The 15,557-nt window shown below is 65.1% G+C and carries 12 protein-coding genes; 6 read left to right on the forward strand and 6 right to left on the reverse strand.

The window, feature by feature from the left end; all coding sequences use genetic code 11:
- Nucleotides 1-1,707 (reverse strand): carboxypeptidase regulatory-like domain-containing protein (locus tag AC4DF4_RS14185; RefSeq protein ID WP_490048765.1); only part of this gene is annotated, 1,707 nt, incomplete at its 3' end.
- 134 nt (nt 1,708-1,841) lie between these two features.
- Here AC4DF4_RS14185 and AC4DF4_RS14190 point away from each other — a divergent pair.
- Complete coding sequence (locus tag AC4DF4_RS14190) at nt 1,842-1,988, forward strand: hypothetical protein (RefSeq protein WP_490048766.1); 147 nt, start codon at nt 1,842-1,844, stop codon at nt 1,986-1,988.
- Here the strand turns inward: AC4DF4_RS14190 and AC4DF4_RS14195 are convergent.
- Nucleotides 1,966-3,675, reverse strand: a complete 1,710-nt coding sequence (locus AC4DF4_RS14195) for a transglycosylase domain-containing protein (protein WP_490048767.1) — start codon at nt 3,673-3,675, stop codon at nt 1,966-1,968. The genes AC4DF4_RS14190 and AC4DF4_RS14195 overlap by 23 nt on opposite strands.
- A gap of 18 nt (nt 3,676-3,693) precedes the next feature.
- Nucleotides 3,694-5,994, reverse strand: coding sequence for a transglycosylase domain-containing protein (locus AC4DF4_RS14200; RefSeq protein WP_490048768.1), 2,301 nt, complete (start codon nt 5,992-5,994; stop codon nt 3,694-3,696).
- 96 nt (nt 5,995-6,090) lie between these two features.
- Between AC4DF4_RS14200 and AC4DF4_RS14205 the strand changes: the two genes are divergently transcribed.
- The 5 genes from AC4DF4_RS14205 (at nt 6,091) to AC4DF4_RS14225 (ending at nt 10,606) form a co-directional block, all read left to right on the forward strand.
- Nucleotides 6,091-7,086 (forward strand): S1C family serine protease, encoded by a 996-nt coding sequence (locus AC4DF4_RS14205; RefSeq protein WP_490048769.1) that lies wholly within the window; start codon nt 6,091-6,093, stop codon nt 7,084-7,086.
- A gap of 11 nt (nt 7,087-7,097) precedes the next feature.
- Complete coding sequence (locus AC4DF4_RS14210; protein ID WP_490048770.1) at nt 7,098-8,285, forward strand: PDZ domain-containing protein; 1,188 nt, start codon at nt 7,098-7,100, stop codon at nt 8,283-8,285.
- A gap of 96 nt (nt 8,286-8,381) precedes the next feature.
- Nucleotides 8,382-8,930: a Maf family protein gene (locus AC4DF4_RS14215; RefSeq protein WP_490048771.1), complete on the forward strand. Its 549-nt coding sequence runs from the start codon at nt 8,382-8,384 to the stop codon at nt 8,928-8,930.
- Nucleotides 8,931-8,972: 42 nt separating this feature from the next.
- Entirely contained in the window at nt 8,973-9,938 is a 966-nt protein-coding gene (locus AC4DF4_RS14220; RefSeq protein ID WP_490048772.1) for a diacylglycerol/lipid kinase family protein, read from the forward strand.
- Between the two features lie 41 nt (nt 9,939-9,979).
- Nucleotides 9,980-10,606 carry a SanA/YdcF family protein gene (locus AC4DF4_RS14225; RefSeq protein ID WP_490048776.1) on the forward strand — a complete coding sequence of 209 codons (627 nt, stop codon included), beginning with the start codon at nt 9,980-9,982 and terminating at the stop codon, nt 10,604-10,606.
- A gap of 24 nt (nt 10,607-10,630) precedes the next feature.
- Here AC4DF4_RS14225 and AC4DF4_RS14230 read toward each other — a convergent pair whose 3' ends face one another.
- The 3 genes from AC4DF4_RS14230 to AC4DF4_RS14240 all read right to left on the reverse strand — a co-directional run bounded on the left by AC4DF4_RS14230 (nt 10,631) and on the right by AC4DF4_RS14240 (nt 15,200).
- On the reverse strand, nt 10,631-10,927 hold the full coding sequence (locus AC4DF4_RS14230) for a hypothetical protein (RefSeq protein ID WP_490048773.1): 297 nt from the start codon (nt 10,925-10,927) through the stop codon (nt 10,631-10,633).
- A 65-nt stretch (nt 10,928-10,992) separates the two neighbouring features.
- The gene (locus AC4DF4_RS14235; protein WP_490048774.1) at nt 10,993-12,279 is read right to left on the reverse strand and encodes a PP2C family protein-serine/threonine phosphatase; all 1,287 of its coding nucleotides are present in this window, start codon (nt 12,277-12,279) and stop codon (nt 10,993-10,995) included.
- Nucleotides 12,279-15,200 carry a PAS domain S-box protein gene (locus AC4DF4_RS14240; RefSeq protein ID WP_490048775.1) on the reverse strand — a complete coding sequence of 974 codons (2,922 nt, stop codon included), beginning with the start codon at nt 15,198-15,200 and terminating at the stop codon, nt 12,279-12,281. Before AC4DF4_RS14240 ends, AC4DF4_RS14235 begins: the two co-directional genes overlap by 1 nt.
- Nucleotides 15,201-15,557 lie beyond the last annotated feature (357 nt).

The raw sequence follows: 15,557 nt of genomic DNA on the forward strand, positions 1-15,557 counted from the left end.
ACCACCGATGGTCTTTATTTTACGTCCCAGCGAGACCTCGTCTTCGGCGCTGGTGTTCCTAAAGCCGGTGAAGCCGATCTCATGGTTCTCGCCGACTTTGATGCCAGCACCCAGGAGAAGACCCCAGTTGAGGTATTCAGTGTATCGATCTTCAGTCTGGGTGCGCACGACGAAATCCTCCGCACCGGGCGTGCCGTCGGAGCCGGGTTTGGAATCGCTGCCAAAGCTGAGGCCGCGACCGACCTGGACGTCCTCCCGAACCTGATCGCCCGCCTCGCGGGTGAATGCGAGAACTCCCCCGACTTCCACGCCATTGTTAAATTTGTAGCGATCTCCAAGGGTAAATGCGTAGTTTTGCTCCTCCTTTGGGCTGCGTTTTTTCGGAAGCATGCCGCCGGATTCATGGACAGCCTGCATTTGAGCTGCGGCCTCGGCGGCACGTGCGAGCTGTTCTTCTCGGGAAACGCCTCCCTCGGCTCGGACTCCTGGCGGGCGGCGGCCGTCCCAGCCCTGGCTCAGGAAGCCTTCTGGCAGGTCTGCAAGGGGGATCTCGTCGTCGCGTTGGCCCCAGTAATCGCGATCTCCATCTGGATTTTCATAAAAGGTGTCGCCAAGGTTGGAGTTGGTTTTGATGCCGAGTTCGAATTCGATGATGCGTTTTTCCGGCAGACGCAGGGTTTCCACCAGAACGATGCCGCCCGCGAACTCGGCGGGGAGATCGGGCGTGAAGGTCTTGTTGATGGCGACGCTCTGAAGCAGGTCGGATGGAAAGAGGTCGAGCTGGACCGCTTTTTTCGAAGGATCCGCGCTGGAGATGAGGGCACCGTTGACGAGCGTGTTCGAATAGCGGTCTCCCAGCCCGCGAACCACGGCGTATTTGCCGCCGACGATATTGGCACCTGAGATTTTCGAGACCGCCCCGGCGGCGTCACTGACCGCCGCTTGGCTGAACTCCTCCTTGCCGATGCCTGCGGCGATGTTCGGTGTGGCTTGCAGATCTAGAAACAAATCGCCTTGGGAATCCCCTTGGTATTCCCCGACGACGGTTTCCTCTTCGAGTGTGGTTTCCTCGCTGGAGTCGTCCGCAGGCTTGAGGCGCAGTCCGAAGCGCGGCTCGGCGGGCTGGCCTTCGAGGGTGGTGACGACGGTGCTTTCGCCGAAGTAGCCGAGCTTGGTGGCTTCTAGGGTGAAGGAACCCGCGGGCAGGGCGCCGATGGTGAAGCGGCCCTTGGCGTCGGTCTCGGCCGTGCGGCCGGTGCCGGCGACATCGACGAAGGCTCCGGCGACGGGATTGAGGGAGGTGGCATCCGAGACCTCGCCGTTGATGACGCAGTTTCCCGAGGCGTTGATATTGCCCGGCAAAGGGCCGGGCATCACGGTCGGCATGCCGTCCGGCGGGGTGAGCGGGCTGTTTTCGTTCACTCTCGCAGGTTGCCAGGCATGCGATGCGGGCGGGATGGCCGATGGCGTTGATTTCCTGCGGGCGCTTTCTTGCCACGCCTCGGCCCAGCCCGTGCCTGCCGCGGGGCTGACTGCTAGAAAAGGGGCGGCGGGGCGGCGGGACACCCACACGAAAGGATTGGGCTTCGCGGCGGGCTGAGGGGCGAAGTGGCAGAGCGGCACGGGCGGCGTGCCAGCGGCAGTCATGGCCAGCGGCTGGACGATCCATGAGAGCAGAAGCCATGCGGCAGTGAGGCGATGCCGCATCGCCATTGGGAAATCCCTGCTGTAAAGTGCGCCAACAATGCTGCGGCTGTTAAAGAGAGTGATGACGCGGGAACCCATAACAATGCGTGCGCCGCGTTAGTGACACGCGACAGCTGCAACGAGGTAGTCGGACGGTGAAAACCGGCAAAGGCGCGCATGGTGACGAAATCGTCACGCTATGGCTGAAACCCTGCCACGGTGCCACCGCCGGCTACGAGACGCAGATCGGCTCGGAGAGCCGGAACACTTTGAAGCGGGTCAGTTATTCCCCAGTCGCTTGACGAACTCGTCGAGCAGCGACTTGAGGCGGGGCTCGCGGGCGATGGCGGCGGGTTTGTCGAAGCCGAGCCAGATGGCGGTCGCGCCGCCGGGGCCGAGGCGGAGGGTCCAGGCGTCGCGCTCGGAACCGGTGGCTCCGGTGAAACAACGGGTACCGCCGGAGCGTTGCAGGACGCTGGTCGCATCGAGCGCGGCGGCGGGGCTGAGGGCGGCGCTCAGGACGGGCTTGGCCTTGTAAATGACCTCGCCGGTGGTGTCGCGGATTTCCTGGATCAAATAGGGTTTGGCGCGCTTGCCTTGGTTGCCGAGGGTGGCGAGGCCGACTGACATTTCTAGCGGCGTGGCGGCGACGGAGCCGCGGAACAAATCCTCGGTTTCGAGAAACGGGCCGGCGATGCCGCAGCGCTTGGCGAGGCGCTCGACTTCCGCCGGGCCGATCTGACGGCCGGTTTGCACGGGCTTGCCGGGGAGCACGAGCTTGCCGCGCTCGGCGGCGGCGGCGGCGACGAAGGGCTCGAAGGCGGAGCCGAGATCGCGGCTGGATCGGGTGCGGTCGAAGCGCGAGTCGCTGTAATTCCGCCCGCCGATGAGGGCGAGGGTGGCTCCGGATTTGGTCTCGGTGGTGACGGCGGCGTATTGAATATAGCCGGGCTCGGTGCCGGTAACGTGGCCGGCTTCGGTGGGGTGCGGCCAGGTTTTCTCATGCTCCAGATCCTCGACGGCGCGGGTGAGTTCCACTTCGAGACGTTTCTGCCAGGCCGCGTCTAACGTGGTGTGAACGCGCAGACCGCCGAAGAGGATATCATCGTCTTCTAGGATGCCGTCGAGCTCGCGGCGGACGGCTTGGAGGGCGTAGGATGTCTGGGTTTCGCGGTGTTCGGCGCTAACGAGTTTGATGGGTTCGGCGATGATGGCGTCGCGGCGGGCGGTGTCGATGAGGCCCATGGCGATGAGTCGGTTGAGCGTCTGGTTGCGCTGCTCGATGGCGGCGTCGAGGTTGCGGAAGGGCGAGAAGATGTGCGGGCCGCGGATGATGCCGACGATCATCGCGCACTCGCCGTCGCTGAGGTCGCGGGTGGATTTTCCGAAATAAGTATGCGCGGCCTGTTCGATGCCGTCGGCGCCGGCTCCGAAGTAGATGCGATTGAGGTAATGGGTTAAAATTTCGTCCTTCGTATAGCGCTGCTCGACGCGGAGGGTGAGGGCGATTTCGAGGAATTTCCGATGCAGGGATTTCTGCTTCATTTTGAAGCTGTTGCGGGCGAGCTGCATGCTGAGGGTGGAGGCGCCCTGGGTGAAGTCGCGGTCCTTGATGTTCCTAACGGTGGCGCGGGCCAGGCCGCGGACATCCACGCCGCCGTGTTCAAAAAACCGGGCGTCTTCGCGGGCGCGCAGGGATTTGACGAGGAAGTCGGGGATATCCTCGCGCTTTACCAGCTTGCCGCTGTTGCTACCGGGGGCGGTGATTTCCTGGCCCTTGCGATCGTAGAAAGTCGTGCCGGTGGGGAGCTTGGCGACCTCGTCCATGTCGAAGCGCATCGCGAGCATGAAGTAGAAGAACACAAATCCTAACAAGCCGATGAGTCCGGCGACCGAGAGCTGGAACAGCAGCTTCACCGGGCCGTGCAGCCACCCGGGAAGCCAGCGCTTCCAAAACGAGGGTGGGTGGATGGGACGCCAGGTGGACATGGTGGGAGATTTGAAATTCTAATCGACGGGGATGGCTTTGAGCGGGATGTCGGCGTCTTCCTCGACGGGTTGGGCGCGGAGCGGGGGCGGCTCGGGAGCGGTCAGGGTGGACTCGTCCACGGCCTGGGCCCTGGCGGGGTGGAGTGGGCAGAGGTCGCCGGCCGGGAGGGCGATGTCGGCGGAGACGAGGTCCGGATAGGCGGTGCCGGCGGTCTGGCAGCCGTTGGTGGCGCGCTTTCCGGAGTGGCGGCAGAGTTCCATTTCCACGAGGTTGGACTTGCTGTTGAGCTTGCCGGCCTTGTAGCCGAGACGGTCGGCGGTTTTCATGATGTCCACCCAGACCGGCAGCGAGAGCGCGGAGCCGTAGCCGCCGTGGATGGTCTTTTGCGGAGTGTCGAAGCCGACCCAGACGGCGCAGGTTAGATTGGAAGTGTATCCGGCGAACCAGGCGTCCTTGAAGTCGTTGGTGGTGCCGGTTTTGCCGCCGCAGGGCTTGTCGAAGCCGAGGCGGGTGACGGAGGCGGCGGTGCCGTGGGTGGCGACCTCGTTGAGGATGCGGGAGACGGACCACGCGGAGCCGGCTTTGGCGGCGGGGTAGGAGAGCGGCGGCGTGGCGTAGAGGATGTTGCCCTCGCGGTCCTTGATTTCCGAGATCAAATACGGGCGGTATCGGGTGCCGTCGTTGGGGAAAATGGTGTAGGCGGTGGCGACCTCCCACGGCGAGGCTTCCCACGAGCCGAGGAAGGACGAGGGGTTTTCCGGCATCGGCGTGGTGAAGCCGGCCATCCGCGAGACGTCCTTGACGCGGGGGATGCCGGCGTGGTTTCCGACGCGGACGGACATGGTGTTGCGGGAGCGGATGAGGCCGTAGGAAACCGGCTGCATGCCGCCGAACTTGCCGTCGGAATTCTGCGGCCGCCAGGTGCCGCCGCCCTTGATCTCGCCGCTTTCGATCGGGCCGTCGCTGATGCTGGTGTCCGGGCGCAGGCCGCGGTCGAAGGCGGACAGATAGACGAAGGGCTTGAAGAGCGAGCCGATCTGGCGGCGGGCCTGGGTGGCGCGGTTGAATCTCGACTCGTTGGCATCGCGGCCGCCGATGACGGCGAGCACGGCCCCGGTGCGGTTTTCCACGACGACGGCGGCGCCCTGGATGTAGGCGGGCTCCTTGCGCTTTTCCGCCGGAGCTTCCCGCCAGGCGGCGCGGGTGGGGTGCTGATAGCCTGACAGGCGCTCGACCTCGCGGAGTTTTTTGTCGAGCGCCTCTTCGCCTTTGCGCTGGATGCGGAGGTCGATGGTGGTGGTGATGCTGAGTCCGCCGAGCTCGATGTTTTCCTTTTCGAGGATCACCTCGAGGTCGCGGCGGATGGCGTCCATCGCGTAGGATTCCTGGGTTTCGCGCCGCCATTCCGGCCTGACTTCGATGGGCTCCGCCTTCGCGGCCTCGGCCTCGGCCGGGGTGATGACTCCGGCGGTGACCATGCGCGCGAGCGTGGTGCCGCGCTCGCGGGTGGCGGCGTCCATCGATTTGAAGGGGTTGAAGGAATCCGGGCCGCGGACGATGCCGGCGAGCAGGGCGGATTCCGATAGCGTTAGCTCGGACGGATGTTTCTCGAAGTAGATCCGCGAGGCCTCGCCGACGCCTTTGATCTGGCGGCCCCAGTTGATCTGGTTGATGTAGGCCGCGAGGATGTCGTCCTTTTCCAGCGACGCCTCGAGGCGGAAGGCGATGGCGATTTCGAGCATCTTGCGGTCCAACTGGCGGAGCGTGTCGCCGCGGTTCTCGCCGCGCTTGAGTTGGAAGATGTCGGAAACGAGCTGCTGGGTGAGGGTCGAGGCGCCTTCCTTTTTGCCGCCGAGGTTTTTGAGGACCGCCCGGGCGATGCCGATGGGATCGACGGCGCCGTGTTGATAGAACCGCTCGTCCTCGCGGGCGAGGATGGCCTTGCGGAAGTCCACGGCGACCTGGTGGAGCGGGACGAGCGAGCGCTTCTCCCCATGGATGCGGCCGATTTCCTCGCCGAGGCGGTCATGGACGATCGAGCGCTCGGGCATCTCGTGGATTTTCGCGAGATCGTATTTCTGGGCGCGGACGCCGTAAGCGATGGCGAGAAAGAGGAGGCCGTAAATACCCGCGACGACCGGATATCCGGCGAGACGGAGCAGGAATTTCACCGGCGTGGCGAAGGGCCGGGTGACCAGATTGAAGAGGAGGAAGGGCCAGAACAGCAGGAGCGACAGGCCGCCGGGGCCGCGCGACGGGGCGCTTGCGGGCGCTTCCTTGCGGCGGAGGTTGGTGTCTGGCGGGTTGCGTTTTGGCATCTGCGTGCGAATGCTAAGCGATCCTCCGCCGCCGATCCATCCTTGTTATCAAAACAGACGAAGCGGCGTGGCGGCATCGCTGTGAACCATACAACCATGAAAGTGAATCCCGTATTTCCCCTCGCCTGCGTTTGCTTGTGGCTGGCGCCCGGAGTTTTGCCGGCGAGCGAGCCGGTGCGTGATTTGAAGGACCTCGCGAAGCTGGAAGGCAAGGTCGAGGTAGTTTCCGCCAAGGTGATGCCCGCCACGGTGGCGCTGCTGTCGGAGAAAACCGGCTCCTCGGGCTCCGGCGTGATCACCACCGCGGACGGCCTGATCCTGACCGCCGCCCACGTCGTCCAGGGCGCGGAGGAGTTGCTGGTGGTTTTCCCGGACGGCGAGCAAGTCCCGGGAAAAGTCCTCGGCGCGAACTATTCCAAGGACATCGCGATGGTGCAAATCACCCGCAAGGGGCCGTGGCCGTTTGCTGAAATGGGTGCTTCGAAATCGCTGGCCGCCGGCGACTGGGTGATCGCGCTCGGCCACTCGGCGGGCTTCGACGCGGCACGCACGCCGCCGGTCCGCTTCGGCCGCGTGGTGTCGAAAGGTCCGGGAAATTTCCTGACCACCGACTGCACCTTGATCGGCGGTGACTCGGGCGGGCCACTGTTCGATCTGGACGGGAAAATCGTCGGCATCAATTCCTCCATCGGCGTATCCCTAACGAACAACAACCACGCCGGGATCGACGGCTTCAAGGAGGACTGGGACCGCATCCGCGCCGGCGAGGCTTGGGGGAGGCTCTCGATGAATCCGTTCGCCAATCCGGAAATGCCCGTGCTCGGCATCGGCATGGGAATGCGCCGCGCATCGAGGGGCGTGCCGGTGGAGAGCGTGGTGCCGGAATCCCCCGCCGCCGCGGCGGGAGTCAGGCCAGGCGACGTGATCGAGTCGCTCGACGGCAGCGCCATCGGCGATGCGAACAAGCTGCTCCAGGTGCTCGCGAAAAAACAGCCGGGCGACAAGGTAAAACTCGGCCTGCTGCGGGACCGCAAATCGCTCGAAGTGCAGGTCGTTTTGGCCCGCCGGGAGACCCTTTTTGAGGAACGCTAAGCCACACCGCCATGAAACCGATTGTTTATCTCATCATCGCGCTCGGACTGCCTAACGCCTTGCGCGCGCAGGACGACATCCCGCTGCTATTGCCGGAGGAGCGGCAAGCCGTCGATGCGCAAGCCGACGAGTTCAACGAAGCGATCAAGCCCGCCATCGCCACCGCGGCGAAGTCCACGGTGCGGGTGTGGTCCGGCTCGCGGCGGCTTGCCTACGGCACTGTGGTCGGGGATGGTCGCAAGATCCTCACCAAGTGGAGCGAGGTCGCCCGCGCGCGGGTGGATTTGCGCGTGGACGCCGGAGACGAGAGCCGCGCCGTCAAGCTGGCGGGCGTCTATCAAGACGAGGACCTGGTGTTGTTGGAAATCGAGGGCAAGCCGCTCACTCCGGTGAGCTGGTCGTTTGAAGCTCCCAAGCTCGGGGGCTTCCTCGCCGCGCCACAGCCGGACGGGCGGCTCGCCGCGTTCGGCGTGGTGAGCGTGCTGAGCCGGAACCTGCGCGACACGGATCTCGCCTATCTCGGCGTGATCGGGGAACCGGGTTTCACCGGCCAGGGCGTGAAGATCAAGGAAGTGGACGCGAAATCCGGCGCGCACGCGGCGGGATTGAAGCCGGGAAACGTGATTTTGAAAGTCGGCGAACGGCCGATCTCGGGCCTGTTGGAGTTGAAAAACGCGCTCACCGGGGTCGCTCCCGGCGCGAAGGTTTCCCTGCTCGTCGAGGCGAACGGCGGGGAGAGCAAAATCGAGGTGACCGTGGGAAACCGGCCCCAGCTGCCGCAGTATGCCAACGGCCGGCTTGAGCAGATGGAGCGCATGGGCGGTCCGGTTAGCCAGGTGCGGGACTCGTTCACCCAGGTGATCCAGACCGACATGCGACCCAAGCCGAACCAGGTCGGCGGGCCGGTGGTGGATCTGCAAGGGCGCGTGTTAGGAATCACCATGGCGCGTGCGGACCGGACCCGCTCGTTCGTGATGCCGGCCGCCGCGGTGGTGGATTTACTCAGGAAGGAAGCCGGAAATCCGGCGATGGCCCAAGTGAGGGCCGAGGAGAAGGAAGTGCCGGCAACCACGCGCGGGAATGCGCAACGCGGCCGTGCGATGCCCGGTGGCGAGGACCGGATGCGCCGCCATCTGAGCGACATGCAGCGCCTGATGGACCACCTGCGCCTGGAAATGGAAGAACTGGAAGAGCGGTAAGGAGGGTCGACGTTCCGTCCACCCCGGGTTGACCAAAGGTCAACCCTCCTTAAAGCCCGACTTGCCCATCGACCGGTTTCCCGCCATGCAAGCGGCATGCCCGTTGTGCTCGCTTCCTCATCTCCCCGCCGCCGTGAATTGCTGGAGCGGGCGGGGGTGAGTTTCGAGGTGGTGCCCTCCCCGGCGGAGGAAATCCACGATCCGGCGATGAAGCCGGATTTGCTGTGCGAGCTGAATGCGACATTGAAAGCCGCGGCCGTGGCGATCATGCGTCCTGACGCGACGGTGATCGGCTCGGACACGTTGGTGTTCATCGACGATCTGCCGCTGGGGAAACCGGCGGATCTGGAAGAGGCGCGCGGAATGTTGCGGCGTCTATCCGGCCGCACGCACCGGGTTTGCACCGGCGTCTGCGTCATTTATCCCGGCGGCGGGAAAAACGTGTTTCATGACACCACCGAGGTGACTTTCCTCACGCTCGACGACGCGGCGATCGAGGAATATTTCGCGCTCGTCAACCCGCTGGACAAGGCCGGGGCTTATGGCATCCAGGAATCCGGCGAGCGGATCATCGCCGGGATTCGTGGGAATTTCGACAACGTGATGGGTCTGCCGGTGGCCAAGGTGATTGCGGCGCTGGGGTGAAATCGGGTTGCGGAGACGACGGCCATGGGTGAAGAATCCGGCATGCAGTCACCGCACCGGTATCCGGTCATTTTCAACCCCAAGGCCCGCAGCCAGAAGGGCGGGCGGGTGCTGCGGTTCATCGAGAGCCATCCGGACCGCCTCGCGCTGCATCCGACGCGTCACGCCGGGGAGGCGCGCGAAATCGCGGCCCGTTTCGCGGCGGCGGGCGAGCCGGTAGTCGTCGTCGCTGGCGGGGACGGCACGCTGAACGAGGTGGTCAACGGGCTGGCGGGATCGCGGACGGTGCTGGGGGTTTTGCCGGCGGGGACGATGAATGTATTCGCCCGGGAGATGGGCATTCCGTTTGATTCGCTGGAGCGGGCGTTCCAGGTGATCGAGCGCGGGTTCATCCAGGATGTGGATTTGTTCGAGGCTAACGGCGCGCCGTTCGTGCAGATGGCGGGCGTGGGGTTCGACGCGATGGTCATCGAGGAGACGACGTGGGAGGCGAAGAAGCTGTTAGGCCCGCTCGCCTATCTGCTCGCGGGGATGAAGGTGCTCGGCGAGACCCCGCCGAAGCTGGAGGTGATTCTGCCAGACGGGCGGCGCGAGGAAGGCGTCGCGGTGCTTGCCGGCAACGGCGCGCTTTACGGCGGGCCGTTCAAGTTTTTCCGCAACGCGAACAACCACGACTCGAAGCTCGACGTGCTCGTTTACAAGGAGGCCGGCTATCGGATCGTGCTCGATTCGCTGCGCGGGCTGGCCTTCGGGGGGATCGACCTGATGGCATCGACGAGTTATTTCCAGGCGGAGGAATTCGTCGTCAAGGCGGAGCGCGAAGTGCCGGTGGAAGTGGATGGCGAGTGGCTGGGCCGGTTTTCCGAGATCCGGTTCGTGGAGTCGGCCAGCCGGTTGCGGGTGATCGCGCCGGAAGCGCCGCTGGCGGGCGGCTTCGCGGATTCGGTGAAATCGCTGCTGCAATGGCCGCGCAAGGCGGTGGAACTTCAAACCACGCGCAGCCGGTGAAGCCTGCGGGAAAAGGAGCTCTCCGGCGGTGGTCGCGGCGCCTGGCGCTGTTTTTGCTGGCGCTGGTGCTGTTGGTTTCCGGGGTGGTGGCTTACGCGAATTTCACGGCGGTGTGGGCGTCCCGCAGCCGGCTTTTCACCGAGGTCTCGGATCTTCCCGAGGCCAAGGTCGGCTTGGTCTTCGGCACCACCGACCGGGTGAACGGGCGGGAAAACCTGTATTTCCGCTACCGGATCGACGCGGCGGTGCGGGTTTGGAAATCCGGCAAGCTGGAGACGTTGATCGTCTCGGGCGACAACCGGTCGCGCTACTACAACGAGCCGGAAAAGATGAAGCAGGCGCTGATCGAGCGCGGAATTCCCGAGGACCGGATCGTCTGTGATTTCGCGGGCTTGCGGACCTTGGATTCGGTGGTGCGGGCGAAGGAGATTTTCGGCGCGGATTCGATGCTGTTCATCAGCCAGCGCTTTCAAAACGAGCGGGCGATCTATCTGGCAAAGGCGAATGGCATCGAGGCCTACGGCTTCAACGCCCGCGACGTCGAGACCCAGGCGGGCTGGAAAACCAAGATCCGCGAGGTCGGCGCGCGGGTGAAAATGTGGCTGGATGTGAACTTCCTCAACACCCGGCCGATCCATCTCGGGGAAAAGGTCGAGCTGCCGGAGTAGGCTGGAGTCTCGTCTCGTGCGGCCTTACTTGATGGGCAGGTCGAGCGCGCCAATCTCATCCAGCGCAGCGACGAGTTCCTCCTGGGTCATCGCCTGCAAGCGCTGTTGGAAACGCATCATCGTCCGCATGTCGCCCATGCCGCCGCTCTGCTGCATTTCCGCGAACTGGGCGGCGATTTGCTTCCAATCGAGCGGCTCCTTGTCTTTCGCCGGCTTGCCGGACGGCGCGTTCTTCGGATGCGGGGAATCTCCGCCCCCGCCGGACGAACGGGCGGCGATGACCAGCGCGACGACGGGCGGGATGAATGATGTGGGTTTCAATGTATTGCTTGCTAGAAATTCCACCTCGTGCCGTCAAGGGCCGCGACCACCTGCGAAGCGAGGCTTCACGCGGCGCTGGCGGCCAGCCGCGAGATTTCCATGCCGATGAGGCAGACGTCGTCGGAGAATTCCTGGCCTTCCGCGAAGTGCTCGACCTCGTCGAAAACATCCTGCAGCAGATCTGCCAGCGGCAGGCCCGCGCGGCTGCGGATCGACTCGCGCAGGCGGGCGATGCTGAAGGGTTCCGCGTTCGCGTTCTCGACCTCGAACAGCCCGTCGGTGAAGGCGAGAATCCGGTCGCCGGCGGCGATCGGCAGCTCGTAGGTGAGATACTCCACGTCGTCGATCAGGCCGAGCGCCGGGCCCGGCACGCGGCGGGCGGTGATGGACTCCACCCCGCGGGGAGTGCCGTGCAACAACAGCGGACTCGGGTGGCCGGCGTTGGCGAAGGTGAGCCGCCCGTTGGCGACGTCCACGATGATATAACAGGCGGTGGTGAAAAGCGTGGTTCCTAACTGCCGCAGGATGCCGCGCAGCGCCCGGTTCATTTCCGTAAGCAGCGCGCCGGGGTTGCCCGCCAGCTCGCCAAGCTGTTCCTCGAGCGCACGCATCATCGCGGTGACCAGCGCGGCGCGCACGCCGTGGCCCATCACGTCGCAGATGAAAACACCGACGGCGGTGTCCGAGACGCGGACGACGTTGAAAAAGTCCCCGCTCACCGAGCTGGTCGGGTGGAAGATGCTGCAGAATTTCACGGCGCTGGCCGCCTGCTCCGCGCCGCGCGGGAGCGTCGGGAAATGATGGGGAAGGAACGCCATCTGGAGTTCGCGCGCCATGTCGAGGTCCTCCTCCATGATGGCGTTTTTCGCCCACAGCTCGCGGGTGCGGTCGGTGACCCGTTGTTCCAGTTGTTCATTGAGCGCGCGCAGGTCGGCCTCGGCCTGGCGGCGGGCGTCGCGCTCCGCGATTTCCCGCAGCGCCCGATGCACCGCCGGCACGAGGCGCCCGTGGATCCGGTCTTTCAGCACGAAGTCCGTCGCGCCGTTCTTGAGCAGCTCCACCGCGGTTTCCTCGCCCACGGCTCCTGAAATGATGATGACCGGGACATTCGGGCAGCGCTCCCTGGCCATCGCGAGCGCCTGCGCGCCGTTGAAAGTCGGCAGCTTGTAATCCGCCAGGATCAGGCCGGGTTGGAATTCCGCGAGCGCGCGCGCGAAGTCGTCGCCGTTCTGCACGCGGGTCGAGACGAGATCGAGTCCTCCCTGCTTGAGCTCGCGCAGGATCAATTCCGCATCCAGCTCGGAGTCCTCCAGCGAAAGAATGCGGAGCACGGTTGTTTCGTTAGTTTTCATCAGGTTTGACTCGGGAGTGTGAAATAGAAAGTCGCGCCTTGACCCACTTGGCCCTCCGCCCAGACGCGGCCGCCGTGGCGCTTCACGATGCGCTGGACGAGCGCGAGGCCGACGCCGGTCCCCGGGAATTCCTCCTGGCTGTGCAGGCGCTGGAAGACTCCGAAAAGCTTGTCCGCATAACGCATGTCGAAGCCGATGCCGTTGTCTTTGATATAGTAAATCCGCCCGCTGCTGCCGCCATCCCACACGCCGATCTCGATCTCGGCGAGCTCGCGCTCCTTGGTGAACTTGATGGCATTGCCGATCAGGTTCACCCACACCTGCCGGATCATCGCCTCCGATCCGCGGGCGGGCGGCAGCGGGAGCAGATCGAGCCGCACCCGATCGCTAGGCTCCTGCGCGGCCAGTTCGTCGAACACTGATCGCGCCAGCGCCTCCATCTCGATCCCCGTCGCCTCGATCGACTGCCGGCCGAGCCGGGAAAACGCCAACAGGTCGTCGATGAGCCGCCCCATCCGCTGCGCCTCGCCACGGATCACGCCGAGCATCCGGCGGCCTTCCTCGTCGAGCTTGGGGGCATAGTCGGCGAGCACCATGCGCGAGAATCCATCCACTGCCCGCAGCGGCGCGCGCAGGTCGTGGGAGACGGAATAGCTGAACGCCTCCAGCTCTTTATTGGACTCTACCAGCTCCGCGGCGTGGCGCTGGAGGTCGGCGTTGAGCTCGTTGATTTCCTCCTCGGACCGCTTGCGCTCGGTGATGTCGAGGTTGACGCCGACGATGCGCGCCGCCTCGCCATTGACTCCGGGGATGACTCTCTCCGCGGCCTGGATGACGCGCACGGCGTGGTCGGAAGCGCGCACGATGTGGAACTCGCGCTGGTCCTGGCCGCAGGTCCCGATGGTGCGCTGCAACCGCTCTTCCTGCTCGGGAAGATCGGCCGGCAACACCCGCGCCTGCCAATCCCGGTAGGAGACCAATCCTTCCGGCGTCGCGGGTATGCCATAGATGGCGAACATCCGGGCGTCCCAGCGCAGCAGGTTGCTTTTCGGGTCCCGCTCCCACACGCCGATGCGGGCCGCGTCGGTAGCGAGCCGCACGCGCTCCTCGCTCTCCCGCAGCGCCTCCTCCGCGCGTTTGCGCTCGGTGATGTCGGAGCGGATCGTGATGAACTGGGCCGGCTTTCCGTCCGGACCGAGGAAGGGGACGATGGTGCTGTCCACCCAGTAGTCCGAGCCGTCCTTGGCGCGGTTTTTAATTTCGCCCTTCCACACCCGGCCGCTGGCGATCGTCTGCCAGAGGTCGCGCATGAAGGCTTTCGGGTGATGGCCCGAGTTCACAAGGCGGTGATCCTGACCGAGCAACTCCTCGCACGGATATTTGGAAATCGTGCTGAACTTGTCGTTGGCGTAAGTGATCACTCCGCGCGCGTCGGTGATGGCGACGATGGCGTGTCGATCAAGCGCGGCTTTGAAATCGCTGAGGGTGGCGTTGGCCGCTTGCAGTTCGGCGGTGCGCTCCGCCACCCGCTGCTCCAGTCCGGCGGTGAGCTTGCGGATTTCCTCCTCCGCCCGCTTCCGCTCGATGGCGATGCGCGTGACATCCACCGCCCGCGCGATCAGATCCAGCTCGGCGGGGGCGGGGCGGCCGGGTTGCCGATGGTAAATGCAAAAGATCCCCAGCAGCTCGCCGCCGTGATCATGAATCGGCGTGGACCAGGCGGCGCGCAAGCCGTGCTCCGCTGCCAGTTCGCGGTAGTCCGCCCACAGCGGGTCGGTGAGGATGTCCGGGACGATGACCTGCCGGTCAAAATGAGCCGCCGGGCCGCACGAGGCGGCGGGCCCCGGAGTCAAGCCGTCGAACGCGCGGTTGAAGGACTCCGGCAAGCTCGGTGCCGCCGCGGATTTCAGCTGCCCGCCTTCGAGCAGGCGGGCGACACAGCGCGCGCCCGGCAGGTGCTTTTCAATGCCTAGCAGTAGTCCGTCCAGCACCTCGCGGAGCGTGGCGGGGCTGCCGATGAGTTCCAGCGCGCCTTTCTCCCAGGCCAACACCCGTGTCCCGCGCTGGCGGGTGGCCATCTCGCTGTTGAGCCGCAGCAGGCTGGAGCTGAGGAGCAGCACGCTCACCAGCACGCCGGCCGGCAGGATGGCGACCGCGCGGATGCCGAGCGCGTCCCGCTCCGCCTCGCCCACGGCGAGTTCTTGCTTTTCCTCCACCGCCATCGCGTCGAGGCCCTTGCGGATCTCCTCGGACTTGGCTGCGCCGTCGGCGCTCATCAGCTGCGCCGCCGCTTCAAGCCCCGCGTCCCGGCGAGTGTCCGCCATCCGCCGCATGACTCCGATCTCCGCGGCGATCCGCTCGTCGAGCTCGCTGAGTTGCGCCTGCCGCCTTGCATGGCCCGAGGTCATTTCACGCAACTCCCGGATGTTGTCCTCCCACTTTGAAAACCCCTTGTTGAAAATCATTAGAAATTCCTCCCGCCCCGTGATCACGTATCCGCGCACCGCGTCCCGCGATTCATCGATGTGGCTGCGCAGCTCGCGAATCCTGGCGATGACTTGATAGGCGCGTTTCTCCCGCGCGGCGGCATCCGCCAGATCTCTCGAACTCCGTTGCGCAAACACCGCGATGACCAGCAGCAGGGCCAGTCCGGTGGCGACGCCGACGGTGCGCCACGGGCTGATCAACCAGCGCATCTCGGCGTCCCGCCACCCGGCGCGGAGCATTGCCAAACCGATCGCGAAGAACAGCGAGGCCGTGGAAATCGACGCACCGGAAAGACCCCGGCCGCCACCCGGTCCGGCCGGATCGCCGAACATCGTGACGAACAGGATCGCGCCCAAAATCGCCGCCAGCCCGGCGACCAACGTCGGCGTGGCGCGGCCTGCCGGATGGCGGACGGGAGCAGGTGGGGCGTTCATGATTCGTTTCAACCGGTCGGCAAGTGATAGGGCGGGACTATCCCGCAAGGCGTCGGAAATTCATCCGTTTGACGGATCATCATCCATCTGCCATGAGGAGCGGATGATGGCAAGAATCTTCCGCGTCATTTTGCGCGCGGCCTGACTAATCACGGGCCGCAGTCCGGACTGCGCGAAGCTTTGCTCGCGCCCACGGCAGCTCCGGCTCTGCCGGATGCGGCGCGGAGCTCTTCATGCGCTGAGGAGAGAAAGACGCTCCGCACCGCATGGAGCAGAGCTGCCATCCCCCGAAGGCGGCAGCAGAGCGTGCTGCACTCCGGGGGGATGAGTGGACATCTTGTCCACTAGCCGATGCGC

The sequence above is a fragment of the Luteolibacter sp. genome, assembly GCF_058122085.1.

Coding starts and splice junctions, on each gene's coding strand:
- AC4DF4_RS14205 (WP_490048769.1), top strand. CDS start 6,091: ATGAAAGTGAATCCCGTATTTCCCCTCGCCTGCGTTTGCTTGTGGCTG.
- AC4DF4_RS14200 (WP_490048768.1), bottom strand. CDS start 5,994: ATGCCAAAACGCAACCCGCCAGACACCAACCTCCGCCGCAAGGAAGCG.
- AC4DF4_RS14235 (WP_490048774.1), bottom strand. CDS start 12,279: ATGAAAACTAACGAAACAACCGTGCTCCGCATTCTTTCGCTGGAGGAC.
- AC4DF4_RS14220 (WP_490048772.1), top strand. CDS start 8,973: ATGCAGTCACCGCACCGGTATCCGGTCATTTTCAACCCCAAGGCCCGC.
- AC4DF4_RS14240 (WP_490048775.1), bottom strand. CDS start 15,200: ATGAACGCCCCACCTGCTCCCGTCCGCCATCCGGCAGGCCGCGCCACG.
- AC4DF4_RS14210 (WP_490048770.1), top strand. CDS start 7,098: ATGAAACCGATTGTTTATCTCATCATCGCGCTCGGACTGCCTAACGCC.
- AC4DF4_RS14195 (WP_490048767.1), bottom strand. CDS start 3,675: ATGTCCACCTGGCGTCCCATCCACCCACCCTCGTTTTGGAAGCGCTGG.
- AC4DF4_RS14215 (WP_490048771.1), top strand. CDS start 8,382: ATGCCCGTTGTGCTCGCTTCCTCATCTCCCCGCCGCCGTGAATTGCTG.